This is a genomic window from Sphingobium sp. KKT206 (genome assembly GCF_055640555.1).
The window spans coordinates 1,059,124-1,084,283 of the sequence record NZ_CM145765.1 but is presented as its reverse complement, the minus strand read 5'-3'; the positions used below and the strand labels follow the sequence as shown (position 1 = coordinate 1,084,283).

Sequence of the window (25,160 nt, the reverse complement as noted above, 5' to 3'; positions counted from 1 at the left end):
AGTCTTTCCCAACCAAAAAAACCGGGCCGCCCGTGCAGAGGCGACCCGGTCATGAGCCTTACATCTTGAAGCGCGCCCCCAACTGGATGGTGCGCCCATAATGCAACTGCTCATAATTGCGATTGGCGTCGAGGTCGGTGTAGCGATCGCGATAATCGTCGGTCAGGTTGATGCCTTCCAGCGACAATTCGATCCAGTCGGTCAGCTTGTAGCGCATCGACGCATCGACGTTGATCGTGCTGTTATAGCCTTCGAACACGTTACCCGTGCCGCTATTTTGGTCGATATAGCCGCTGCGATAGCTGGCCGAGACGCGCGCGCTGAACTTGGCATCTTCATAATAGATGGTGCCGTTGAACGCCCGCTTCGACAGGCCGAACAGGGTGGCATTGCGAACCGAGGACACCGTCCCACCGCCCGGCACCACGGCTGGCCCCGCCACCCTATAGTCTGCGCTGGAGTCCACGAAGGTCGCATTGGCGATGCCGCCGAAACGGGACAGGAAACCGGGCAGGAAGGTAAAGGGTGCCTGCACCGACAATTCGATACCCTTCAGGCTCGCACCGGTGCCGTTGACGATCGTGTTGATCGCCCAGCCTTCGTCCCGCTCAGGCTGCCCTGCTGCTGGCGAGCTTGGCGGGATGACGGACAGGGGAAGACCCGTCGAGGCGAAAGTGCCGTTGATCGTCTGGCCGATCGGGAAGCTCTGAACATCCTTCTTGAATATGGCGACGGACGCGATCGACTGCGGCGCGAAATACCATTCCAGCGCGAGATCATAGGCCGTCGCCCGGAACGGACTGAGGTTGGGATTGCCGAAGCTGACTCGATAGTTGAACCCATCGACCGATCCGCCCGGCGTCAGATTGCCCAGCGAAGGCCGCGTCATCACGTCGGCCACCGATGCGCGCACCACGAAATCCCGATGAGGGAAGAAGGCGATGTTCATCGCGGGCAGCCAATCCTCATAGGACCGCGAGACCTCCACCGGAACCGCATTGTTCAGGCCGACCGAACTCTGGTTGGTCCGGACATAGCGGATGCCCGCATTGGCCGCATATTCCAGTCCGAAAATCTCGCCCTTGGCGTCGAACTGGATATAGCCGCCCTTGGTTTCTTCCACCACGCTGCGGGTATTGCCGGCATCGATAGTGGGGGTGCGCCCATAAAGGTTCGTAAAGTCGGTCCCCGCTGCCAGATTGGGAACCAGCCATTGCGTCGTGGTACCCGCCGGTGCGTTCGCGCCCTTGAGATTGAACATTTCCGCCAGCGCGGCGTTAACCGGAAAACCATAGACGGCGGACGGGCCAAATGCCGATGATGGCGAGCAATTCAGAGTGCCCAGAACCCGATCGACACCACCATTGCCGCAGACGACCGTATCGCGCGTGAAGCTTTCGGTATCGAACGAGAAGCGGCGATAGACTGCGCCCGCCTTGACCGTGAAGCCCTCCGTCACATCCCATTCGGTCCGCAGTTGCGCGGTACGGAATTTGTTGACCGTCGAAGATGGGCGATCACGAATTTCCGACAATTGGAAATTGGCCGGATCGGTCACGCTGGTTCCAAACGTCAGCACGGGGCGCTTCATATTGCTATAGTCATAGCTATAGCCCTGCGCATCGCGATCGTCGAACACCAAAGTCGTCTCGACCGGGATCGAGGCATCCGACTTGGAGAAGCCGCCCAGCAGCGTGAAGCGGAAGCTATCGCTGACATCCTGGTCCCAGGTCGCACCCAACTGGTAGAATTTCGTCTGGGATTTGCGCAGATAATGTTCAGTCCGCACCCAGGCGTCGTTCAGCGTCGCCGACACCAGGTTATTATTGCTGTCATAGACCGGGTTCACGACGTCGATCGATCGCTCGTTCGACCGAAGCAGCACTTCGCCCCACTTCTCTTCGCGGGTTTCACGGAAGCGGGAGAACAGACCGTCGATCGACACTTTGGTCGCATCGGACGGTGCCCACTGGATCGAACCGGTAATACCCAGACGCTCACGTTCCTGCGCGATTTCGCCATAGCGGGGGATACGTGGATGGAAAGCGAGCGCGGCTTCATCGCAACCGGCGCTGGGCAGATAGGTGCCGCCGCTATTGGGTTGCGTGAAGCATGGCGTGCCGTCGACACTGTCGAACCGGGCTTGCGACCAGCGCACCGTATTATTACCCATCTGAAGCGTGTCGAGCTTGGAATAAGCGGCTGACAGCGCCACGCCCCACCGACCGTCCGGCGATTTCCAAGACATCAGGCCCGCCAGACGCGGCCCCCATTTCTTCGACAGGTCATTATAGGAGGCCGTCGCCGATCCGACGAAGGTGAAGCCATCCTTGCCCGCCAGCGGATTGCCGGTGTTCAAATCGACTACCGCGCCGAGCGAACCCTCGTCGAGCGATGCCTCGGCGGTCTTGTGGACGACCAGCGAGCTGAAAAGTTCGGACGCGAACACGTTGAAATCGAAGGCACGGTCTCGGTTGGCACTGGCTCCATCGGTCGATGTCGCCACGGTTTCCATCCCGTTCACGCGGACACGGGTGAACTGCGCGCCCAACCCGCGCACGGTGATGGCGCGGCCTTCGCCACCGTCACGCTGGATCGAAATACCGGGAATGCGCTGGAGCGATTCCGCTAGATTCTGGTCCGGGAATTTGGCGATATCTTCCGCCACGATCGCATCCACCGAACCGACCGACTGACGTTTCAGGTTGATCGCCGCGCCCAGGGATTCGCGAAAGCCGGTGACGACGATGTCCGCCACTTCTTCGTCCGCCGCCGTTTGTGGCGCGCCATCTTGTGCCAGCGCGCCGCCCGGCATCGCCAACATCATGGCCGCGATGGAAGATCCCGCCAGCCACAAACGCGCTCCGCGCCTGTTCCGGCTTTGATTGTCGCCCTTTAGCATCGTCACCTTGTCGCTCCTTCCCTGTTGCGGCCGTCATCCGCGGGTGGCGGGACGGCCCTGATTCGTCGGGGGCGAGAGCAGGCGCGACGGGGCCGCTATCCTCTCCCACCCATGCGCCGCCAGCTTTTGCTGATCCGTTGGCGTCATTGGAAACCGGTGTCATAAATGCGCGTCGTGTTTCCGCCTGTCAATATCCTGTGGCAATTTATGTCGTCACCAATGCCTTTTATCCCCCGCTCCTCATTAAGCTTCGGTCTACGCGAAAGGTCTATGCGTCCAATACTTGCCAAATTCGGCGCGTCTGGTTGCTAGGCACCACCGGCCAGGGGCATCCATCGCCCCTACCGCTCAACAAGCCATCTTTTTTCAGACACCGGTGTCAAACGACGGTTGATCATGCCGCCCGGCGGTGGCACACCAGAGATGAGAGGAGACTGATAACCATGCCGACACTCAACCGGCCCCGCCCCCAATGGATGTTGTTGGCCCTGGCCCTGGCCCAACTCATGGCAAGCCAGTCCGCCAGCGCCCAACCCGGCCCACAAACCGCCCCCGCAAGCCAGTCCGCCACCGCCTTTCCGGGCGCGGTAGGATGGGCTGCGACAACGCCGGGGGGACGTGGCGGCCGCATCTTGCGCGTCACCACCTTGGCCGCTGACGGCCCTGGCAGTTTCAAGGCGGCATTGGAAGCCAGAGGCCCGCGAATCATCGTGTTCGAAGTGGGCGGCATCATCGACATGGGCCGCCAAACGCTCAAGATCACCGAGCCCTTCGTCACCATCGCCGGTCAAACCGCCCCTTCGCCGGGCATCACCCTCATCAAGACAGGTATCGACATCGCGACCCATGATGTCGTCGTCCGCCACATTCGCATCCGTACCGGTGTGGATGGGCAACCCAAATTAAGCGGTTGGGAAGCCGACTCTCTTTCCACCGTTGCGGCGCATCATGTCGTGATCGACCATTGCAGCTTCACCTGGGCGATCGACGAAAATATGTCCGCTTCCGGCCCTCGCTTTACCGGCAACACGCCCGAAGACTGGCGCAAGGGAACCAGCCACGCGATCACATTTTCCTATAATATCGCGGCCGAAGGCCTTGCCGACGCCAGCCACCCCAAGGGCGAACATAGCAAAGGGACGCTGATTCACGACAATGCCAGCCAGATACTGATCTATCGGAACCTTTATGCCCATAATGTCGAGCGCAACCCGCTAGTGAAGGGCGGTGGCCAGGTCGCGATGGTGAACAATATTCTCTATAATCCGGGTGAGCGGGCGGTTCATTACAACCTCATGGCGCTCGAATGGGGCGATCACCCCTATCAGACGGGCAAGATCGCCGCGGTCGGCAATGTCCTGCGCGGGGGCGTATCAACCGCTCCACGCCTGCCCTTTCTGACATTGGGCGGCGATGGCGACCTGGACTATCATGGCAAGGATAACCTCGCCGTCGATCGCTTCGGCGTCGCTCTTCCCATGTTCGGCCGCTACGGCGAAACCCGCGCCAAGCTGAACGAAGTCGCAACCCCGCCGATCTGGTGGCCCGGCACCCAGGTTCTGCCCGTGCGCGACGTCGAAACCCATGTGCTGGATCAGGCCGGTGCCCGTCCTTGGGATCGCGATGCCGACGATTTGCGTGTCCTCTTCTTCGTCGCGGAAGGTCGCGGGACCATCATCGACGATGAACGCGAAGTCGGCGGCTACCCCAAAATGGCGCAAACCCGCGCGCCATTTGTAGAAGCCGACTGGAATCTCGACACGATGGAACCGAAGTCGGGGCGGTATCCTGGCCAGACCGAGGACGTCGCGGAACATCTCTCGGATCGCGACAAAATGATGCGCCAGGGCGACGCATCGGCCAGTCGCCGATGACCCCTCTTCTCCCCCTGCTCCTTGCTGCAGCGCCGCCCATGGTCGTTGTCGATGAACAAAGCGTGCGTGTCGAAGAACCTCCGCCCCATGGCGCGATTGGGGCCAGCACGGCCTATCGGATCAGCGACATCGTCCCCCAGCCTCGCACCATGGAGTTCCGCAAGCGCATCCTCCATGTCGGGGCAGCCATCGGCCTTCACCCGATAGCCCATGATGAAGTCTATTATGTCCTGTACGGTACCGGCGAAGTGACGTCGGACGGCAAGACCCACACCCTGACACCCGGCATGGCCGCCTATCTCTACGACGGCGCGGTCGTCGGCATTCGGCAGACGGGAGAAGAGCCTTTGGCCCTGATCATCAGCTATCCGGTCAAGCCCCATGCCGACGGTAAAGCGAGATAGGCCTGCCAACGAAATATGCTGAGCATATGTATCGAGGCTCACATTCCCGGCTGGATATAGGGTGCGCGCGCAAATAATTCGCGCTCCCAACCGCGCGGATCATCCTCCACGCGGCTCACCCGATCGAATATCATCGTCGCGCGCCGGTCGAGCCGATATTGCAGCCAATCGGCCCGTCCCTTCCGCGCGAATGCCACGAAGCGCGCCATCATCGCTTCACTAGCGGCCCGCGCGCCCGCACCCGTGCCGGTAAGAGATCCCGGCGCCTCCAGCGTCCCAAAGGCCAGCGCAATATCCATCGTGTGCGGCGCCCCCCGCCGGGGCTGCGTCGGCGATTGGAAATCCACCTGATAGACCCAGGTCGGCGCATCCGCCCGCGCCCGCGCCTCCGCTTCGATGACTTGCCCCGGCCAGCTACGGCCCGCCGTGGTCGCGGCATAGAAGATCCGTTCGGCCGACCAATCAGGAAAGCGTGCGCGATACTGATCCACGATCCATTCGGGCAACAGATCGATCCGCAATTCGCCAGCCATCCGGTCCGCCAGATTGCTCCAATCCAGCCCCTCGACCAAAGGCCCATCAGGATCGATAAAGGCCCGCGTCTCGTCCAATGTATTGCCGAGCATCATCGGGATCGCATTGCCCTGCGGCGCGGCGTCGGGCCAGAAGGGATGCCGCTTCAGCCAGCGCATATCCAGCACTGGCCCCATATAGACGCCGCCGCCCAATATCGGATCAGTAGCCGCCAACCCTTCGATCAGCCGCTCGACCGGCATGATCAGCAAGGGTTCGAGCGCATCCGGCTTTACCCCCAAATGATCCAAATAAGCCATCGTCCGTCGCGACGCATTGATCGGGCCGCTCGCCGTCACCTGCTGCCCGCTCATCGTGATCGCCCGGTGGAACAGGCCTTTGGCGGCTGACATTGCCATCATCGTCGCGATCTTAGCCCCGCCGCCGGACTGGCCGAACACAGTCACATTGGCGGGATTGCCACCAAATGCCGCGATATTGTCCCTTATCCAGCGTAGCGCCAGCATCAGGTCCAACTGCCCCACATTGCCACTATCGGCAAACCTCGAATCCAACCGGGCAAGATAGAGATAGCCCAACGCATTGAGCCGATGATTGACCGTGACCACGACCACATCGCCAGCCGCTGCCAGATGCCGCCCGTCATTCAGCGTATCGACGACGCTGCCATTGGCATAGGCGCCGCCATGGATATACAGCATCACCGGACGCTTCGCTTGTCGCTCCAGCCCCGGCGTCCAGATATTGAGGAACAGGCAATCTTCGCTGGTCGCCTCCTGCTTGGCCCGCTGTGGACAGGATGGCCCAAACCGCACAGCGTCGATGACACCGGACCAAGCCTGTGGCGCGACTGGCGCGCGAAAGCGCCGCGACCGCGTATCTTGACCATAGCGAATGCCGCGAAACACCTGCAGCCCGCCTTCGCGCAAACCCCGGATGTGCCCTTGTCGCGTCGAAACAACCGGGTCGCGTTGCGCGGCCACGGCCGGACTCGTACCCAGGATCAGGGCTGAGCCCACGAAAGCACGCCTGTCGATATCGGGCATCCATCCTCCATGATGTGGGTTGGGAGGGTTATCCCTCCTCTGTTCGATCGTCCGTTCGCCCTGAGCCTGTCGAAGGGCGTTGCTTCGCGCGGGTCAGGCGATCAGCGCGCGAGCCATCCGCCATCAACGGCGAGGGTATGCCCGTGAATATAGCCCGCCGCGCTCGACGCGAGGAACACGGCCGCCCCGCCAATGTCGGACGGATCGCCCCAGCGGCCGACCGGGATGCGTTCCTGAATCTGGCGATTACGGGTCTCGTCGGCCTGCAGCGCGGCGGTGTTGTTGGTGGCGATATAGCCTGGCGCGATGGCGTTGACGTTGACACCCTTGGCCGCCCATTCGTTCGCCAGCAGCTTGGTCAGGCCAGCGACGCCGCTCTTGGACGCGGTGTAGCTTGGTACGCGGATGCCGCCCTGGAAGGACAAGAGCGAGGCGATGTTGATGATCTTGCCTGCGCCTTGGCCGATCATATGGCGACCCGCCGCCTGACACAGGAAGAACAGCACCTTGAGATTGGTGTCGATCACGGCGTCCCAATCCGCCTCGGTAAAGTCGACGCTGTCGGCACGGCGGATGATCCCGGCATTGTTGACGAGGATGTGCAGCCCGCCGAGCTTTTCCAGCGTCTCGTCCACCACGCGCTGGACCGGCTCTATGGTCGAGAGATCGGCGGAGATGATCTCCGCCTTACGCCCAAGCGCGCGGACCTTGTCGACGGTTTCCTGCGCCGGGGTGCGGCCGACCGCGGCAATGTCCGCACCGGCCGCAGCCAGCGACAGGGCGATGGCCTGGCCAATGCCGGTATTCGCGCCGGTGACGATGGCGACTTGGCCGCTCAGATCAAAGGGGTTGGTCACAATAATTCCGTTCATTTCGAGCGAAGTCGAGAAACCTGTCGAGGCGCTGTGCGAGCGTGTCTCGACTTCGCTCGACACGAACGGCGCTCCCACTTTGGTTCAGGCGAGCTGGCAGATATCCAGCACATTCATGTCGGTATAATCCTGGTTTTCACCCGCCATCGCCCAGATGAAGGCATAGGCCTTGGTGCCCGACCCCATATGCACCGACCAGGGTGGCGAGATCACCGCTTCCTCATTGGCTATGACGATATGCCGCATCGCATCGCCTTCGCCCATATAGTGGAAGACGCGATCCGACGGCCCATCCAGCTCGAAGTAGAAATAAATCTCGCTGCGCCGCTCATGGATATGCGGGGGCATGGTGTTCCACACCGAACCCGGCTTGAGCACAGTCAGCCCCATGACCAATTGTGCGCTGTCGCAGATGCCGGGGATGACGAGCTGAAAGATCGTCCGTTCGTTGGATTCTTCGAGGGAGCCGCGTTCGAGCGCATTGGCATCGGCGATGCCGAGCTTGCGGGTGGTGAACCCCTTATGCGCCGGGCAGGACGCGAGATAGAAGCGCGCGCCTGCACCGGCAAACTGCACATCCTTCGCGCCCATGGTGACATAGAGGCAATCCTTGTTGCCCAGCGTGAAGCGCTCGCCATCGACGGTGACGGTGCCTTCGACGTTCGAAACGTTAACCACCGCCATTTCGCGCCGTTCGAGGAAAGGATGCCCTGCCGCCGAAGCAGGCTCGGTCTGCGCTGGCAACGCGACCGGCGCCTCCGCTACCGCAACCCCGCCAATCACGAAACGGTCGGCATGGGTATAGTTCAGCACGCACTCGCCATCGCGGAACAACCCGCCGATCAAATAGCGATCGCGCAATTCCTCGTTCGACACGCATTCCATCATGTCGGGGTGCGTCGCGTAATAGGTCTTGTCGAACATGATTGGTCCTCTTCCTTGCACTGCTTGCGGCGTCGTCAGACACCGGTGTCATGAGCAACCGTCTATCAGGATGAAGCGGGTGGCGCAACCGATGCACGACGGATCAGGGTCGAACTGAACATCGACGGCTCATTCACCTCCGATCCTTCGCCGATCGCCGTTCCGATCAGCTTGAGCGCCGCCGCGCGCCCCATCGCTACGATCGGCCAGCGCACCGTGCTCAGCGGCGGCCATACCCGCGTGGTCAGGGGCGTATCGTCGAAGCCGATGATCGACAATTCCTCCGGCACGGCGATGCCCCGCTGGCGCGCCGCATAAAGAACGCCCGCCGCCATTTCATCATTGCTGGCAAAGATAGCGGTGGGTCTTGGCGACAGATCGAAGAGACTTTCCGATGCCGATTGTCCCGATTCGAACGTATATTGCCCGTCCGCGATCAAACTGCGCGGTAGGCTGATCCCCGCTTCGGCTAGCGCCAGTTCAAAGCCGTCCCGCCGCTCCTTGGCCGACCGAAACCCGTGGGGCCCGGCGATCAGGCCGATCCGCCGATGCCCTTGCACGATGAGATAACGCACCGCCTCTGCCACCGCTTCCCGGTCGTTCGACGCCACCATATGCTCCGGGTCGTCCAGCACGGCCGATCCCATGCGCACATAGCGGCAGCCTTCCTCGTCCAGCATCCGCGCAAGAGCGTCATTTTCCGACATGGGCGGTAGAATGACGACACCGAACAGGCGCTGGCGCGACACGAAGCCACGAATATCGTCCATCACCTGGTTCGATCCGCGATCGACCGGACGAATCACCAGTTCGAACTCCGTCCCATGCAATGCCTCCAATACGCCGCGCTGCATCGACAGGATCATCTGCGCATTGGGATTGTCATAGACCAGCCCGATCAGGAAATTGCGCCCCAGCGCCAATGCACGCGCTTGCGGATTGGGCACATAACCGGTTTCGCGGATGATCGCCTCGACCTTGTCACGCGTTTCCCGGTTGAGTAACGGCGAGCGATTAATGACGCGGCTGACCGTCTTTTTCGACACGCCCGCCATGCTGGCGATGTCGTTGATCGTCAGCTTGGCCGTCTGGCCCTCATCCTGATTCTGCTTTGCCATACAGCCTTATAGTGGAGTTTTTCACGCCCGCCACCACGCAGCGCCGCGATCCGGCTTGTCAATGACACCGGTTTCCTATAGCGTTAAGGTCAGATAGGATGAAGAGGATTAACCCGTGAGTGCAAGCAGCATGGCCCAAATGATTGCCACCCATTTCCTGGCAATGCGCAAGGCTGCGACGGGCTTCGATGATTATCCCGGCGATGCCCCGGCGACGCTTGAGGAAGCCTATGTCATCCAGGATACCGCTCTTGCGCATACGTCTGATGCTATTGCGGGCTGGAAGGTCGGGCGCATCCTGCCTCCGCTTGCCGACCGCTATGGGTGCGATCGCCTCGCCGGTCCCATTTTCTCGCCCACCGTCTTTCCTGCCACCAGCCAATCCACAGGCCTGGTTTTCGCCAGGGGGTTCGGCGCGGTGGAAGCCGAATATCTGTTTCGTATCGGCACTGTTCCACGCCCGGACCAGATCAGCTTCACGCTGGAGGAAGCGGCGGACCATATCGATGCCGTGCATATCGGTATCGAAATCGCCAGCTCGCCCTTCGCCGGGATCAACGAGATGGGGCCTGCCGTCACGATCTCGGACTTCGGTAATAATAATGGTCTGTTGATCGGCCCTGCCATCCCCGATTGGCGCAGCGGGGCCTATGCGGATCAGCGGGTGACGACCCGGATCGACGGCGTGGACGTTGGGTCTGGCACGGCCGCAGCGTTCAACCGAGGCGCGATCGGATCAGTCAGCTTTTTGCTGGAAAATCTGATCGCGCGCGGGATCACCATTCAACCGGGTTGGTGGATTTCAACCGGCGCGGTGACGGGCGTCCATCCGGTTCGTGCCGGGCAAGCGGTGGAAACCGATTTTGGTCCCTTGGGGACACTGCATTGCACGATCGAGGCGCAGCCGCCACGCTGAACCTCTGACACCATATAAAAGACCAGGAGCCAGGATGATGAACGAAGCAGGGGTGCAGGGTCCGCCGGTCGGCCGCTATCGCTGGGTGGTGGTGGCGCTGTTGTTCGCGGCCACCGCGATCAACTATGTCGATCGACAGATGATCGGCGTGCTGAAGCCGACCCTGTCAGCAGAGATGCAATGGTCGGAAACCGACTATGCCAATATCGTCTTCTGGTTTCAGGCTGCCTATGCGATCGGTTATCTCGGTTTCGGCCGGATCGTCGATGTCATAGGCGCGCGCTTTGGCTACGCCATCGCGGTCACCATCTGGACCATCGCGCATATGGCGCATGGCGGCGTCTATGGTGTCACCCAATTCGCCATGGCGCGCTTTGGCCTTGGCATTGGCGAGTCGGGCAATTTCCCCGCAGGCATCAAGGCGGTGACCGAATGGTTCCCGCAAAAGGAGCGCGCCTTTGCGATCGGCCTGTTCAACGCTGGGGCCAATATCGGTGCGATCATCACGCCTTTGCTCGTGCCATGGTTGACCGTCGCCTATGGCTGGCGCGTCGCCTTTTATGCCACCGGCATTTTCGGCATCGTCTGGCTCATCGCTTGGCTGGTCTTCTACCGCAGGCCGGATCAGCATCCCAAGGTAACGGCGGATGAACTCGCCTATATCCGCCAGGATCCCGCCGATCCGGTCGAACCCATCGGCTGGGCCAAGCTCATCACGATCAAGGAGACTTGGGCCTATGCCATCGGCAAATTCTGCATCGACCCGATCTGGTGGTTCTTCCTCTTCTGGCTGCCCGGCTATCTCGGCACCCGCTATGGTCTTGATCTCATCAGCTTCGGGCCGCCGCTGGTCGCCATCTACCTTCTCTCGGACGGTGGCAGCATCTTCGGCGGCTGGATGTCTGGAAGGCTGATGAAGGCGGGCAAGAGCGTCAACGCGGCGCGCAAACTCACCATGTTGCTATGCGCCTTTGCCGTGCTGCCGATCTTCTTTGCACAGTCGATCGATAATCTCTGGCTTGCCGTGCTGGTAATCGGCATCGCCACGGCCGCGCATCAGGCTTTCTCGGCCAATCTCTACACCCTGCCATCGGACTTGTTTCCGCGTGGTGCCGTTGGGTCGGTGGTCGGCATCGGTGGGACCGTGGGCGCGATCGGCGGCATGGTCATGGCCAAATATGCAGGCTATATCCTCGACGGCATCGGCAGCTACACGCCGCTCTTTGCCGTCGCGGGCAGTGCCTATTTCGTTGCGCTAGCCGCCGTCCACCTGCTCTCGCCCCGCCTGGAGCGGGTTAGCGTATCGACCTGATCCTCAGGCCCCCGCTACGGCCCGTTCGAAGCTGTAGCGGATATGGTCGACATGGCCGTGCAGGCCGAAATCGAGCGGATCGGCGCTGTCCATGATGGCGTCGATTTGGCTACCGACATCCTCGATCGACCAGTCGGGTTGATAAACACCCTTGCTTTCCGCCACGAAAACCCGCGCGATACGCCCCGCGATCGAGGCCAGCATCTGGCCGGTGATCGAGCAATCCTGATGCGCCAGCCAGCCGACGACGGGCGCGACCAGTTCAGGCCCCATCGGCGGATAAGCCGACACGTCGATCCCATCGGCCATGCGGGTGACGGCACCGGGCACGATGATATTGGACCGGACGCCCTGCGCCTCCCCCTCCAGCGCCAAAATATTGTTGAGGCCGATCATGCCGGATTTGGACATGGCGTAATTGACGCAATGTGCATTGCCGTAGAGCCCGCCGATCGAAGACGTCAGCACGATCCGGCCATAGCCCGCGCTGCACATGATCGGAAAGGCGGGCCGGGCAACGTGAAAAGCGCCGCGCAGATGGACGTCTAGGACGGCGTCGAAATCATCCTGGCTTAATTCCTTCATCGACCCGTAGCGCACATTCCCCGCATTATGGATCAGCATATCGATGCGGCCATAATGGTCGAGCGCGCAGTCGATGATGGCGCGGCCGCCTTCGGGCGTTGCGACCGATTCGGTGCAGGCGATCGCTTCACCACCCAAGGCCTCGATCTCCGCCACGACATCGGCTGCGGGTCCGGCATCGCCGCCCTCGCCCCGGATCGCGCCACCCGGATCATTGACGATCACCTTCGCGCCGCGGGCGGCCAGCAACAGCGCATAGGCGCGGCCCAGGCCACGACCTGCACCGGTGATGACGGCGACGCGCCCGTCGAAACGTAGCTCTGCCATGGCCCTATCCTTCTCGTCTGGTTGTCGCGCCGATGGGTTACCCGGTGCATCCGCCCGTTCAAGACAGGCCGACAAGGCATCGCTCCAGCGGTTCGCGATGACGGTCCTGGCGCGATAGGAAAGGCTCAAGACAGATAGAGGGACATGAACGATGCAGGTTGCGATCATCACCGGGGCGGGCAGCGGCATTGGTCTTGCCACCGCCAAGATGCTGGCGGAGGCCGGCATGGCGATCGTGGGGGTCGGGCGCGACGTGGACAAGCTGGCGACGCTGGAACAGGTGATCGGCGATCCGACGCGGATCGCGACGCTCTCGGTCGATATCACCGCCGACGATGCGCCTGCCCGCATCGTCGCTCTGGCGCTCGACCGCTTCGGCCGGATCGACTTCCTGGTAAACAATGCCGGTGCAGGCAGCCCCAAGCCGCTGCATGAAACCGATGACGAAACGCTCGACTATTTTCTGGGACTGATGCTCCGCGCGCCGTTCCGCCTGTGTCGCGAAGTCATTGGCCATATGGGGGATGGCTGTGGCATCGTGAATGTCAGTTCGACCTATGCGATGATCGGCGGGCGGCGGGGCGGCGCTTATTCGGCGGCCAAGGGCGGCCTTGGCGCGCTGACCCAGCATATCGCCTGCGATTATGGTCCACGCGGTATTCGCGCCAATTGCGTCGCGCCCGGCGTCACCATGACCGACATGGTGCGGCACCGGTTCGACGATGAGATGTTCAAGCGGGTGAATGTCGAAACGACGCCCTTCCCCCGATTGGGCGAAGTCGAGGATATCGCCAGCACGATCGCCTTTCTTTGTTCGCCGGGCGCGGGGTTCATCAATGGGCAGACGATCGTGGTGGATGGCGGCTGGACCACCACCAAATATCTCTCACCCCGCGCACTGACCACCAAGTGGGTGGAACCCGACGCTGAATGATCGATCAGGGGTGGCAGGCGTCGCGGCAGACCTGGCGGAGTAGCGCCAATATCTCGTCCCGGCGTTCCGGTGGTATGGAACGGCCGATCGCCTCTTCATGGCGCGCGAAAGCCTGCTGCACTTTTGCATGGAGCTGTTGGCCTTCGTCCGACAGCGACAGGGCGATCGCCCGCCCCTTCCCCGGCTGTTTGTCCAGCGCGCCGAGCAACGCCAGTTTGTTGATCAGCGGCACCAGATTGGCGGGCTGGGCGCGCAAAGCGCGGCCGATGTCGCTTTGGGTACAGCCCTGGTTCGCGCCTAGGAACAGCAGCAGCGTCGCTTCACTGACATTGAGTTCCAGAGGCTGAAGCATATTCGCCAGAGCGGCGGTCGCCGCCGTGGTGGTGCGGCGCAGATGATAGCTGAGCAGAGTGTCGAGCGGATCGACCAGATCGGATAAAGCGGACAGCGACACGGACATAGGTTTCAATAGTCTGCTTGCCCTCCCCACTCAAGTCTGTATGTTATGTTTCATAACATAAGTCATAGGAGATGAGCATGTCCAGACTATCCAACGGAATTAAAACGGTTTTCTTGGCCACTTCGGCTTGTGCGCTGTGTATCGGCGCCGCTTTTGCCCAGACGCCACCCGTGGGCGGACCCGGCACGATCGAGCCGGACGGTACGGTCGTGGTGCCGTCCTTCCGCTTGCCGCCGTCGGATTATCTGAGCGAGGCGGCGAAGAAGGCGCTGCCGCGGACACCGTCCGACCCCGAAGAACCGATGATGCGCGCCGTCGCGGCCGGTCAGGCTGGTGCGTTGCGCGCGCGTATGCCGCAGCTCATGGCGCCACGCATTGATGCGCTGAAACAGATGTACAAGGTGACCACGCAAGAGACGGAGATCGCAGGCGTCCCCGCCGTTCGCGCGACACCGGCAGGCGGTGTCCCGCAGGCGAACCGGACCAAGATCCTGCTCAATCTGCCCGGTGGCGGCTTCGTCATGGGCGCCGCGCCGGGAACGGGCATGATCGAATCCATCCCGCTTGCGGGTCTTGCCGGGGTGGAGATCGTCAGCATCACTTATCGGCAGGCGCCCGAACATGTCTACCCGGCCGCAACGCAGGACGTGCTGACCGTCTATCGCGCATTGCTCAAGACCCACAAACCACAGGATATCGCGATATTCGGCTGTTCGGCAGGCGGATTGCTGACGGCGGAAACGATCGCGGCGCTGGTGCGCGACAAACTGCCCCTGCCAGCGGCGATCGGCATCTTCTGTGCGTCGGCCGATGCACGGTGGGGCGGTGACAGCCGTGCGTTCGGGCGCCCGTTCCAGGCCTTGGCGCAGCGCGAGGATAGTCGCGCCTATTTCAAGGATATCGACCTGTCCGATCCCTTCGTTTCCCCGATCGAGTCCCCCGCGACCTTGGCGCAGTTTCCGCCAACGCTGGTGATCACGGGAACGCGCGCGTTCGAGATGAGCGCGGCGGTCAACACGCATAAGGAACTGGTGAAGGCCGGGGTCGATGCCGACCTGCATATCTGGGATGGCCTGGGCCATGCCTTTTTCTACGATCCGGCCTTGCCTGAATCACGCGAGGCGTTCGACGTCATGGCGCGTTTCTTCACCCGTCACCTGAACCTCGAACGCTAGGCGGCAAAGGTGGCCCTCTGGCAAAGTCTCGCGCGTGACACTTTACCGATGGGCAAAGTGTCACGCGCGACAAAGTGCGACTCGGCGGAAATTAGGGATTCACAGGAGCGCTGCACTGTGCTTGATTCACCTTATGTTTCACGCCCCCCTTCCCTCCCGTGCAGCCGGCGGCAGCGATGTCTCGCTGCTGCTCGACCAATTGTCGCATTGCTGTTCGCGTCCCCGCTATGCCTTCATGCTGCTGACCTTGATCGCGGACGTGGCGCGACCCGATGGCAGCGCCGGGCCGTTGGTGCGGGTGGACGACAGCCTGGTGTCGTTGCGCGACTGGTTGTGCGATGCGCTGACCCCCATGGGCCATCGCGACCCCCGGCGGATGGCGCTGGTCGAACGTGTCAGGGACGAATTGCGCAAGGAAGAGCGGCTGACCGGCGACGCGACGACGAACGAGGCGCTGGTGCAGGATGAAGTACGTATCCGCGTCCGGACCTCCGGTAAGACGAACCTCAGCCGCGCGGTGTCCGAACTGGTGAAGGCCGGATTGCTCAAACGCCATTATCAAGGGTTTCGCGTCGATCATTTGAACCGCGGCGCGCAGCGGCAAGCGGTCTATACCCTGACCGGACGCGCCCGCGCGCTGGTCAGCGCGCCGCCCCTGGCAAGGCGCCCCGCCACCCGGCCACGGCAGGGCGATCTCTTTGCATCCTGACCTATGACGGTGCCGCCAGATATGTGGCATTTCCATGTCGCTACTGTCATAAAAACCGATAAAATCTGTCATTAAAGAGTCATTGAACCGCCATAGCTGGCGCCCTTGTCGAACAAGGGACAAGGCTGTGAAACAATCGAGACATATCGGCATGGGTCTGGCGGTCAGCCTGCTGGCGCTGATGCCCCAAGCCGCGCAGGCGCAAACGGTCGAGCAACTGCAAAGCCAGATCGATGAGCTGAAGGCCCAAGTGCAGGCCCTTACCGCCGCCCTGTCCGCCCGTCAGCCTGCCCCGGCGACCGCGTCCGCCGCCGCCCCTGCGCCGGTTCCGACCAACCCTGCACCCGCCCCTGCGCCGCAGATGGCGAGCCTTTCGGCACCCACTCCCGACCCGGTCGATGCCGAACCTGCTCAAGAGCCGAAGAAAGGCTGGTATGATCGCCTGTCGCTGCGCGGCTATACCCAGATGCGCTACAATGCCTTCCTGTCCGGCGACGAGAGCGCGCCTGCGGGCACATCCCGCCTGCGGTCGGTCCATGACAGCGGCATTTCCGACAAGGGCGGCTTTACCCTGCGCCGGGTCCGCCTCGTCCTGCAAGGCGATATTTCTGATCGCGTATCGCTCTATCTGCAGCCGGATTTCGCGACCGCCGTCAGCAACCAGAGTGGTGGCGAGCGCCGGGAGAGTTTCGGCCAGTTGCGCGACGCCTATGCCGACATCTTCCTCGACAAGGCCAAGAGCGTCCGGCTGCGGTTCGGTCAATCGAAGGTGCCCTATGGCTGGGAGAATATGCAATCCTCGTCCAACCGCCTGACGCTCGATCGCAGCGACGGTATCAACAGCGCCGTGCCGGGCGAGCGGGACCTGGGCGTCGTGGCCTATTATACGCCGCCATCAGTCCAGAAAATCTGGGACAGGCTAGCCGATGACGGGCAAAAATTGTTCGGCAATTATGGCGCGTTCGGATTGGGCCTGTTCAACGGGCAGGGCATCAACAAGACCGAGCAGAATAAAGACCTGATGAAGGTCGCCTTTGCGACTTGGCCATTCGAACTGGATGGTCTGGGCGACGCCTTTGCAGGCCAGGTGTTCGAAATCGGCGGGTCGGCGATGCTCAACACCATCCAGCCGGAAATCCGCAGCGGCGGCGTCAGCGCTCTCTCCTATGACGATAATCGCGCTGGCATCCACGCCATGCTCTATCCCCAGCCGATCGGCATTCAGGCCGAATGGAATTGGGGCCGCGCGCCGCAATATGATCTGGCCAGCCAGTCGATCCGCGCCAGCAAGCTGAATGGCGGCTATGTCCAGATGATGATGCGCCTGCCGACATCGGACAGTTTCGGCACGCTGATGCCCTATGGCCGCTGGCAACATTATCGCGGCGGCTGGAAAGCCGCGACCAACGCCCCGCGTCTGGAGACGGACGAGTTCGAACTGGGCCTGGAATGGCAGCCATGGAAGGCGCTGGAGATCACCATGGCCTATGCCCGGATGAAGCGCGCCGAAGCCGACGAACGCCGGACCGGCCGCGCCGAAGGCCACCTTATCCGCACCCAGGTGCAGTGGAATTATTGACGCCGGGCGCGCACTGGTCGAACCTTAGTGTGCCTCGCTGCGCATTCGCCCGACCAGCGCTTCGATCTCATTGGGTTCCAGCAGCCAGGTCCGCGTCTTGCGGCCTTCCCGATGGACGGGGTGAGTGAGCAAAACCCGCGCCTGCGTCTGGGCGTGGGGTTTATAGAGCGCGAAATGGGTCGCGCAGTCGCGGATCGTGCCGATCAGTGGCGGCTTGCCGTCGAGGTCGATCATCGTCGCGGGCTGGTCCCAGGGGATGGCGGCGACGCCGGGATATTTCTGTTCCATAGGGGCCGGAACACCACGGCGCGCCGCCAAAATCAAGGGGCTTATCGCAGCAGCGCCATCAGAATCGGGTCGCGCGTGGCGGCGGGGTCGCGCCGTATCTCCGCTTCCTCGCGGCCGATGGCGCGAAAGATGGCGTCGCCGATCTGGCCCGACACATTGTCCGCCAGCGCCGCATAATCCCGGCCGCCTGTGGCAGACAGCGCCGCCGTCAGCATTTCGAACATGTCCGATCGCAGCGCGCGCGACGCGCCGGGCAGCAGGGCTTCGACCACCGAACCGCGTGCTTCGCGCGCCAAAAGGTCGGTCGCCGCCGTCGGCGCGCCACGCAGGACGGACACGGCATCGGCCAGCGTCATGCGCTGCACCGCATCCATCACGATCGGCGCGGCATTGTCGGCCAGATCGACGGCGACATCGTTGAGCGCCATGCCGACCCGATCGCGTACCGCGCGGGTGCGCAGCAGCGCGGACAACACCGCGCCACCCCGGTCCCCGCCCAGATCGGGGGGCGTGATGCGGGTGAGTTGATCGTCGTAAAAGCCGCCCGGTTCGGTCAGGCGCGCAAAGGCGCGCTGGCTCGACAATTGGAGCAGGCGGCGCACCGCTTCCTCCACGGTATAGCGGCCCATCGGAGTCGCGCAGGCGGCAAGCGGCAACAGCGCGATTGTCGCGATCAAGCTGCGCCTGTCACAAAGGCCGGTCGGCGCTGTCCCCAATTTGTCCACCATGATGCGTCTCCCTGTCATTGGGCTGACGCTATGACCCGAACCGCCTTGCCGGTCGCTGAACGTCAGGGATGATCCATCACCACCACCGGTTTGACGACCGCCCCGCTTTCGGACGCGGCGAAGGCAGTGTGCAGATCATCGAAAGCATAGCGCTGGATCAGCTTTTCCAGCGGCAACCGGCCGTCGCGATAATAGCCGATCAGGCGGGGAATGAAGCTCTGCGGGTCGATGCCGCCCTCCACCACGCCGACGATCCGCCGCCCCATGCTCATGATCGCCGAAGGATCGATGGCGCAACCGCCGGGCGGATAGGCACCGACCAGCGCGAGCGTGCCGCGCTGCGCCAGTTTCTCCACGGCTGGACCAAGCAATGCGGGGACGCCGGTCGTATCGACGATATGGTCGAACGCGCCGTCAACAGTGCCAAGGTCATTGCCGGTCTCGGTCGCGCCCACTGCACAGGCGAGGTCAAGACGGCTTGCATGGCGATCGATCACCACGATCCGTCCGGCACCGGCAATCACCGCCGCCATGACGGCGGACAGGCCAACGGCCCCAGCCCCCAGGATCGCGATCGACTGGCCAGGCGCAACCTTGAGCGTTTCCAGCACCGTGCCCGCGCCCGTCTGGATCCCGCAACCCAAAGGGGCGAGGATGTCGAGCGGCAGATCGGGGTCGATCCGCACCACATTGTCGCGATGCGCAAGCGCGTGGGTCGCGAAGGCCGACTGGCCGAAGATGTTGCTGCCGATCCGCTGATCACCGCGCCAGATGCCACCTTCGCCCGCCTTGGTTACCCCCATGAAATTGCGCGGCACGAATTCGACGCAATAGCCTGGCTGGTGATCATGGCAGGCCCCACAGGCGCCGCAGCTATGGAAGCTCAGCAATACATGGTCGCCGACCGCCACATCGTCGATAGCGGACCCAACCGCATTGACCACACCCGCCCCTTCATGCCCCAATATGACCGGGAAGGGCGTGGGCAGCGCGCCATCGCGCATCACCATGTCGGTGTGGCATATGCCACAGGCGTGGAGCCGCACGCGGATTTGGTCGGGACCGGGCGGGTCCATGGCCAGCGTTTCGAAGTGGAAGGGACCGCCCGGTGCTTCCACCACAGCGGCCCTGATCGCGATCCGGCCCATGATCAGAAATCAAAGCCGAAGCGCAGATACCATTCGCGCGGCCGGTTATAGGTGCCAAAGATCGCACCCGCCGCGATGTTGGACCCGCCCGATGTCAGGAAGCGCTTGTCGGTCAGGTTGGTGCCACCCGCCGTTACCGACCATTTGCCATCGGGTTCGCGATAGCTGATCGAGGCGTTGACGATGTCGGTCGATACGCGCTTGAGCAGCAGCGTGCGTTGCGTGTCGTTCCAGGCACTGGAGGTATAGGTCCAGTCGGCCAGCATGACCAGCGACGCGCCATTGCCCAGCTTGGCTTCGTAGCGGGGGCTGAGATTGACCTTCCATTTGGGCGTCTTGGGCAGGGTTTCGCCGACCAACGTCCCGGCCTGGAAGCCATTAGCCCCGCCGACCGCCGCAGCGCCCGCCGATACCGATGTATATTGGGCGTCGATATAGCCGACCGCGCCATTGATGGTCAGGCCATCGACCGGCGCGGCCACCATCTCCAGTTCGAAGCCGCGGATGCGCGCATCGCCTGCATTGGCGATGGTGGGCGAGGTGCCGACCTGGATATTGAGCTGAATATCGCGATATTTGGTCGAGAAGACCGCCGCGTTGAGTTGCAGATGCCGGTCGAGCAGCGTGGACTTGATGCCCGCTTCCCAAGTCGTCGCCTTTTCCTCGTTGAAGTCGGGCGCGACATTGCCCTGTGGGTTGGTCAGGCGCGTGGTCCAGCCGCCGGTCTTATAGCCCTTCGACCAGCTGCCATAAAGCATGACATCGTCGGTGGGATGGATCTGGACGCCGACCTTGGGCGAGAAATCGCTGAATTTCTTGCGATTGACGCCGGGCGTGTAGACGCGGACCGGATTGTTCGGGTCGGGATAGCCCAGGCCCGCTTGGCAGGGGATCGGTGCCAGCGGGAAAGCGCCGCCGGGGAAGACATTGCCATTGGCATCGGCGCAACCGAACAGCTTGTAGTTGAAGCCGTTCAGCTCCTGCTGTCCGCCCTCGAACCGCTTACGTTCATTGGTGTAGCGACCGCCGATGGTGATGCCGATCAGGTCGATCGGGCGATAGTCGATCTGGCCGAAGAAGGCGTAATTCTTGGTCGCCAGTTCATTGGGACCGTCGACCTGCACCAAGCCTTCGGCGAAGGTCACATAGTCGTGCAGGTCACCCGCTTCCTTGAAATAATAGGCGCCCAGAACATAGTTGAGCTTTTCATCCAAGGCGTTGCCGAGCAGCTGGAGTTCCTGGCTGAACTGCCACTGGTTCATGGTGAAGCTCAACTGTACGAAATTGAGCGGCGATCCGTCCGCATCGAGGCCCGCATTCCAGTGCAGCTCGCGATAGGCGGTGATCGATTTGAGCGCGAGATTATCGGCCAGGTCGAAATCGACGATGCTGCTGAGGCCCCAGCTTTCGAGGTTGGAATAGCTGTTGCCGCTGGCATAGCTGCGATCCTTGTCTGCAACAAGATAGCGGCCGTCCCAGGGCAGGCGATCATTGGCGGTATTGCCATCGACATTGGCGCTGGCGACGCTGGCCAGCTGGAATTGCGGATTGAACTGGGTGCCTGCCACACCGCACAAGGCCTGGGCGTTGCGCGCCGCGATCTGCGCCCCTGTGCTGCCGATGCAGAAATTATAGAGGCCAGCGAACAGAAAGCCGGTGGTGCCGGTCGGGTCGAACGCCGTGCCGGGCAGGTTGGTCGTGCCCGCGAAATTGCCGGGCACGAACTCGGTTGTGCCGATCAGCTTGTTCGCCGACGTGCCCTTGTCCTTGCTATAGTCCCCTGCGAAGGTTGCGCGCACCGCGCCGCCATTGTCCCAGCGCAGCTTGCCGCGCAGGTTCCAATTGTCATTGACACCTTCCTTGGCGGCGCTGTCATAACCAGCGGCCGAGAATGCGTCGAAGGAGGGCGTATTGTTCGCCCGCTGGTCGGGATAGGGCAGGCGCTTCAAGAAGCCGTCGCGCGACTTGATGCCGAAGGTGAAAGCGGAACTAAGGCCATCGGTGATCGGCACCGTTACCGACCCGCGCACCTGGAACAGCTTGTAGCTGCCCAGCGTCACATCGCCCTTGGCTTTGAATGCGTCACCCGGATCGGCCGTGACGATCGAGATCGCGCCGCCGATCGTATTGCGCCCGAACAGGGTGCCCTGCGGCCCCTTCAATATTTCCACCCGCTCGACATCGAGCAGATCCTGGTTCGCGCCCACCGTGCGGGCGAGATAGACGCCGTCGAGATAGATGCCGACGCCCGGATCGATGTTGAAGGCGAAATCGTCCGATCCGATGCCGCGAATATAGGCGGCCAGAACGGCGGTGGAACCGGAAAAGGGCGTGCCCGCGTCCAGATTGACGTTGGGGGCTATGGCGGAAAGCTGCGACACGCTGCCGACGGCGCGCTCCTGCAAGGACTCAGCGGTGAAGGCCGAAATGGCGATCGGCACATCCTGCACATTTTCCGCGCGCTTCTGTGCGGTCACAACGATTTCGGCGATCCCGCCCGATTGTTCGGCATCCTGCGCCAACAGCGGCGTGCTGGCCATCGCGCTCGACGCCATCAGCGCCGCGATCATCGACTTGCCCATCTTCAATCCTCCCATAATGGCCCACCTGTTCCGGTGTGTTGTCGGACATCATAGGCGGCGGTCCCCATCGCGTCTTGGATAGGGGCGAACCGGGGATCAGGACAAAAGCGAACCACCCTGCCCGCTGCGCCACTGGCTGGGCGACACGCCGAAATGGCGGCGGAAGCAGCGGGTGAAGAAAGCGGAGTCGCTGAAACCGACATCGAAGGCGACGTCCGTGATCGTCATGCCGTCGTCACGGGCCAGCAAGGCCGCTGCCCGTTCGAGCCGCCGCGTCGTGATGAACGCGGTCGGCGTCAGCCCGACATGGCGAAAGAAACTTTTTTGCACCGCGCGCGGCGACAGATCGAGCGCTTCGCAGATCAGCGCCGTGCCAAGATCTGGATTGCCCAGATGCTCCAGCGCATAATCGACCGGCGAGCGCGGCATGGCGATCGCCGGTCGATCGAGCACGCTGCGTCGGCAGAGCAGCCGTGCTGCATCGGCCAGCAGCACGCCCGCCTCATCGTCCAGTGCGGCGAGCTGGTCGCGCTGCGACCATAGGCCTTGCAACACATGGGCAAGGAACAGGACATGCGGGTTGGTCGATGGCACCAGACAGCCGTGCCAATCGCGCGCGGCGATTTCGTCGCCCATCATCGACACCGGCACCTGCAGGATCAGGCAGTCGTTGAACTGCGAAATGTCGATGGCATAAGGGTGACGATCATCGGCGATGACGACGTCGCCGACCCGCGCCATGCTGCTGCGGTCGCCATGGATCATCGTCATCGATCCCCGGTGAAGCAAATGCAGCAGCAAGTGCCGCTCTTCGCCTTCCGTCGCGACCCGGCTGACCTGCGCCCGTTCGCTGCGCGCGCGGGCAAAGCCGACACCGCCGAGCGACCAGCGCGCAAGCTCGGCCTTGATCCCTTCGGGTGCATGCGCAGTCATACCGGGAAAGGCCTCCGCCACCACCTCGCGCCAGAAGAGCTGGCGACTTTGCGGCGGCACGAGACGGGTGGAGAAACGCTCGACCGCGCTCATCGACCGGCCATCATGCGGCCATATATATGGTGGGTCATAGCCAACATCCTCTCCCCTTTTCGTCGCGCGCTTATCTTTGCCCGTCGACCGATCTTGCCAATCGTTCCGAAAGTATCCCAGGCATACGGATATGGCAATATGATTGAACGGTCATCCCCTCTGGCTGGACCAGCGACCAACAGCGTTGCCTTTGCGAAGGCCTCGATATACTCGGACAAAATGGGAATGGAGCATTTCATCGCCGTCGATTGGGGCACGACCAATCGCCGCACCTATCGGATCGAGAATGGCGCAGTGGTCGCGACGCACCGCGATACGCTGGGCGTGACATCGGTGCCGGCTGGCGGCTTTGCGCAGGAAGTCGATCGCCTGCGCGAGCGGCTGGGCGGCGGCCCGCTGTTGCTGGCGGGGATGGTCGGGTCCAATCGCGGCTGGATCGATGCGGGCTATGTGTCGACGCCCGCGACGCTCGATACGCTGGCGGCCGCGATGGCGCATCCCGCGGACGGCGTCATGATCGTGCCCGGTGTGTCGCATGTTGCCGACGGCCGGGGCGACGTGATGCGGGGCGAGGAAGTGCAATTGCTGGGCGCGGTCGCCGCTGGCTTGGTGCCCGCCGATGCGCTGCTGTGCCAGCCCGGCACCCATTGCAAATGGGCGTGGATGCGCGATGGCGCGATCGCCGCCTTCGTCACGGCCATGACCGGCGAGATGTTCGCCCTGCTCAAGGCCCATGCCCTGATCGGACAAGATATGACCGGTCCGGTCATAGCAGGCGAGGCTTTCCTGGCGGGCGTGCGGGAAGCCAAACGCGGGGATATGCTCGCCTCGCTGTTCGCCATCCGTCCGGCGGGCCTGCTTGGCCTGCGCGACCGCGCGGACGCCGCGTCCTTCGCCAGCGGCCTGCTGATCGGCAGTGATTGCGCCGCCCATGCGACCGGCGCCACCGTCCACCTGTTGGCCGACCCGACGCTTGGCGCCCTCTATAGCTGCGCCATCACGGAACTGGGCGGCACGGCCGTCATGGTCGATAGCGAAGCCGCCTTTATCGCGGGCATGACCCGCCTTTGGGAGCAGATTGCATGAGCCTGGATTTCCCCACCGCCTTTACCCGTTGTCCGCTGGTCGCCATTTTGCGCGGCGTGCAGCCAGACGAGGTCGAACCGATCGGCGACGCGCTGGTCGAAGCGGGCTTCACCCTCATCGAAGTGCCGATGAACTCGCCCGACCCGATCGACAGCATCGCCCGGCTGGCGCGCCGGTTCGAGGGACGGGCACTGGTCGGCGCGGGCACGGTGCTGACCGTCGAGCAGGTTGAACAGGTGCGGCAGGCGGGCGGACAGCTTGTCATCTCGCCCAATAGCGATATCGCCGTGATCGCCGCGACCGCGCAGGCGGGCATGATTTCGATGCCGGGCTATTTCACCCCGACCGAAGCCTTTGCCGCGATCGCGGCGGGCGCAACGGCGCTCAAGCTCTTCCCGGCCGAAGCCGCCACCCCTGCCCTGCTCAAGGCGCAGCGCGCGGTCTTGCCGAAGGATATGCCGGTGCTGATCGTCGGCGGCATCAACCCCGGCAATATGGCCCCCTGGGTTCAGGCGGGTGCCAATGGGTTCGGCCTTGGCTCGGCGCTCTACAAGCCGGGCGCGACCGCGGCGCAGGTCGGCGAAGCGGCGCGCGCGTTCATCGCTGGTTGGCAGGCCTTGTCGGCCTAACG

General features: G+C 62.8%; 22 protein-coding genes. 10 read left to right on the top strand and 12 right to left on the bottom strand.

All coding sequences use genetic code 11. From position 1 onward, the window contains the following. Window positions 1-58: 58 nt before the first annotated feature. On the bottom strand, window positions 59-2,902 hold the full coding sequence (locus ACZ2HM_RS22985; protein WP_470427342.1) for a TonB-dependent receptor: 2,844 nt from the start codon (window positions 2,900-2,902) through the stop codon (window positions 59-61). A 443-nt stretch (window positions 2,903-3,345) separates the two neighbouring features. Between ACZ2HM_RS22985 and ACZ2HM_RS22980 the strand changes: the two genes are divergently transcribed. Together ACZ2HM_RS22980 and ACZ2HM_RS22975 are read left to right on the top strand one after the other, a co-directional pair. After that, a complete protein-coding gene (locus ACZ2HM_RS22980) occupies window positions 3,346-4,776 on the top strand; it encodes a pectate lyase family protein (protein WP_470427106.1) in 1,431 nt (476 codons plus the stop codon). Then, window positions 4,773-5,180: a cupin domain-containing protein gene (locus ACZ2HM_RS22975; protein WP_037476821.1), complete on the top strand. Its 408-nt coding sequence runs from the start codon at window positions 4,773-4,775 to the stop codon at window positions 5,178-5,180. The genes ACZ2HM_RS22980 and ACZ2HM_RS22975 overlap by 4 nt, the downstream gene beginning before the upstream one ends. A gap of 38 nt (window positions 5,181-5,218) precedes the next feature. Here ACZ2HM_RS22975 and ACZ2HM_RS22970 read toward each other — a convergent pair whose 3' ends face one another. The 4 genes from ACZ2HM_RS22970 to ACZ2HM_RS22955 all read right to left on the bottom strand — a co-directional run bounded on the left by ACZ2HM_RS22970 (window position 5,219) and on the right by ACZ2HM_RS22955 (window position 9,674). Further along, the gene (locus ACZ2HM_RS22970) at window positions 5,219-6,760 is read right to left on the bottom strand and encodes a carboxylesterase/lipase family protein (RefSeq protein WP_470427105.1); all 1,542 of its coding nucleotides are present in this window, start codon (window positions 6,758-6,760) and stop codon (window positions 5,219-5,221) included. A 101-nt stretch (window positions 6,761-6,861) separates the two neighbouring features. Next, window positions 6,862-7,617, bottom strand: coding sequence for a 2-dehydro-3-deoxy-D-gluconate 5-dehydrogenase KduD (gene kduD / locus ACZ2HM_RS22965; protein ID WP_470427104.1), 756 nt, complete (start codon window positions 7,615-7,617; stop codon window positions 6,862-6,864). A gap of 99 nt (window positions 7,618-7,716) precedes the next feature. Continuing rightward, the gene (gene kduI / locus ACZ2HM_RS22960) at window positions 7,717-8,556 is read right to left on the bottom strand and encodes a 5-dehydro-4-deoxy-D-glucuronate isomerase (RefSeq protein WP_037472820.1); all 840 of its coding nucleotides are present in this window, start codon (window positions 8,554-8,556) and stop codon (window positions 7,717-7,719) included. Between the two features lie 65 nt (window positions 8,557-8,621). Next, entirely contained in the window at window positions 8,622-9,674 is a 1,053-nt protein-coding gene (locus ACZ2HM_RS22955) for a LacI family DNA-binding transcriptional regulator (protein WP_470427103.1), read from the bottom strand. A 115-nt stretch (window positions 9,675-9,789) separates the two neighbouring features. On the opposite strand from ACZ2HM_RS22955, the gene ACZ2HM_RS22950 reads away from it, so the two are divergent. Together ACZ2HM_RS22950 and ACZ2HM_RS22945 are read left to right on the top strand one after the other, a co-directional pair. Next, on the top strand, window positions 9,790-10,590 hold the full coding sequence (locus tag ACZ2HM_RS22950; protein WP_470427102.1) for a 2-keto-4-pentenoate hydratase: 801 nt from the start codon (window positions 9,790-9,792) through the stop codon (window positions 10,588-10,590). Window positions 10,591-10,627: 37 nt separating this feature from the next. Next, window positions 10,628-11,902, top strand: coding sequence for an MFS transporter (locus ACZ2HM_RS22945; protein ID WP_470427341.1), 1,275 nt, complete (start codon window positions 10,628-10,630; stop codon window positions 11,900-11,902). Between the two features lie 3 nt (window positions 11,903-11,905). Here the strand turns inward: ACZ2HM_RS22945 and ACZ2HM_RS22940 are convergent, their stop codons facing one another. Beyond that, a complete protein-coding gene (locus ACZ2HM_RS22940; RefSeq protein WP_037476493.1) occupies window positions 11,906-12,814 on the bottom strand; it encodes an SDR family NAD(P)-dependent oxidoreductase in 909 nt (302 codons plus the stop codon). 151 nt (window positions 12,815-12,965) lie between these two features. Between ACZ2HM_RS22940 and ACZ2HM_RS22935 the strand changes: the two genes are divergently transcribed. Beyond that, a complete protein-coding gene (locus ACZ2HM_RS22935; protein WP_037476492.1) occupies window positions 12,966-13,748 on the top strand; it encodes an SDR family NAD(P)-dependent oxidoreductase in 783 nt (260 codons plus the stop codon). Window positions 13,749-13,752: 4 nt separating this feature from the next. On the opposite strand, the gene ACZ2HM_RS22930 is transcribed toward ACZ2HM_RS22935, so the two are convergent. Next, window positions 13,753-14,208: a MarR family winged helix-turn-helix transcriptional regulator gene (locus ACZ2HM_RS22930; protein WP_156106213.1), complete on the bottom strand. Its 456-nt coding sequence runs from the start codon at window positions 14,206-14,208 to the stop codon at window positions 13,753-13,755. A 77-nt stretch (window positions 14,209-14,285) separates the two neighbouring features. Here ACZ2HM_RS22930 and ACZ2HM_RS22925 point away from each other — a divergent pair, with 77 nt between their 5' ends. From ACZ2HM_RS22925 to ACZ2HM_RS22915, 3 genes are all read left to right on the top strand, one after another. Continuing rightward, complete coding sequence (locus ACZ2HM_RS22925; protein WP_470427101.1) at window positions 14,286-15,383, top strand: alpha/beta hydrolase fold domain-containing protein; 1,098 nt, start codon at window positions 14,286-14,288, stop codon at window positions 15,381-15,383. 133 nt (window positions 15,384-15,516) lie between these two features. Continuing rightward, the gene (locus ACZ2HM_RS22920; RefSeq protein WP_096062357.1) at window positions 15,517-16,092 is read left to right on the top strand and encodes a hypothetical protein; all 576 of its coding nucleotides are present in this window, start codon (window positions 15,517-15,519) and stop codon (window positions 16,090-16,092) included. 151 nt (window positions 16,093-16,243) lie between these two features. Further along, window positions 16,244-17,671, top strand: a complete 1,428-nt coding sequence (locus ACZ2HM_RS22915) for a porin (RefSeq protein WP_470427340.1) — start codon at window positions 16,244-16,246, stop codon at window positions 17,669-17,671. A gap of 24 nt (window positions 17,672-17,695) precedes the next feature. On the opposite strand, the gene ACZ2HM_RS22910 is transcribed toward ACZ2HM_RS22915, so the two are convergent. From ACZ2HM_RS22910 to ACZ2HM_RS22890, 5 genes are all read right to left on the bottom strand, one after another. After that, the gene (locus tag ACZ2HM_RS22910; protein ID WP_037473199.1) at window positions 17,696-17,959 is read right to left on the bottom strand and encodes a hypothetical protein; all 264 of its coding nucleotides are present in this window, start codon (window positions 17,957-17,959) and stop codon (window positions 17,696-17,698) included. A 41-nt stretch (window positions 17,960-18,000) separates the two neighbouring features. Beyond that, window positions 18,001-18,687 carry a DUF4197 domain-containing protein gene (locus ACZ2HM_RS22905; protein ID WP_052027535.1) on the bottom strand — a complete coding sequence of 229 codons (687 nt, stop codon included), beginning with the start codon at window positions 18,685-18,687 and terminating at the stop codon, window positions 18,001-18,003. 62 nt (window positions 18,688-18,749) lie between these two features. Then, window positions 18,750-19,835, bottom strand: a complete 1,086-nt coding sequence (locus tag ACZ2HM_RS22900) for an NAD(P)-dependent alcohol dehydrogenase (protein ID WP_052027536.1) — start codon at window positions 19,833-19,835, stop codon at window positions 18,750-18,752. Window positions 19,836-19,837: 2 nt separating this feature from the next. Next, window positions 19,838-22,417, bottom strand: a complete 2,580-nt coding sequence (locus ACZ2HM_RS22895) for a TonB-dependent receptor (RefSeq protein WP_470427100.1) — start codon at window positions 22,415-22,417, stop codon at window positions 19,838-19,840. A 96-nt stretch (window positions 22,418-22,513) separates the two neighbouring features. Next, the gene (locus ACZ2HM_RS22890; RefSeq protein WP_037473201.1) at window positions 22,514-23,443 is read right to left on the bottom strand and encodes an AraC family transcriptional regulator; all 930 of its coding nucleotides are present in this window, start codon (window positions 23,441-23,443) and stop codon (window positions 22,514-22,516) included. Between the two features lie 219 nt (window positions 23,444-23,662). Between ACZ2HM_RS22890 and ACZ2HM_RS22885 the strand changes: the two genes are divergently transcribed. Both ACZ2HM_RS22885 and ACZ2HM_RS22880 read left to right on the top strand, forming a co-directional pair. Beyond that, window positions 23,663-24,529, top strand: coding sequence for a 2-dehydro-3-deoxygalactonokinase (locus tag ACZ2HM_RS22885; RefSeq protein ID WP_470427099.1), 867 nt, complete (start codon window positions 23,663-23,665; stop codon window positions 24,527-24,529). Further along, on the top strand, window positions 24,526-25,158 hold the full coding sequence (locus tag ACZ2HM_RS22880) for a 2-dehydro-3-deoxy-6-phosphogalactonate aldolase (RefSeq protein ID WP_037473204.1): 633 nt from the start codon (window positions 24,526-24,528) through the stop codon (window positions 25,156-25,158). Before ACZ2HM_RS22885 ends, ACZ2HM_RS22880 begins: the two co-directional genes overlap by 4 nt. Window positions 25,159-25,160 lie beyond the last annotated feature (2 nt).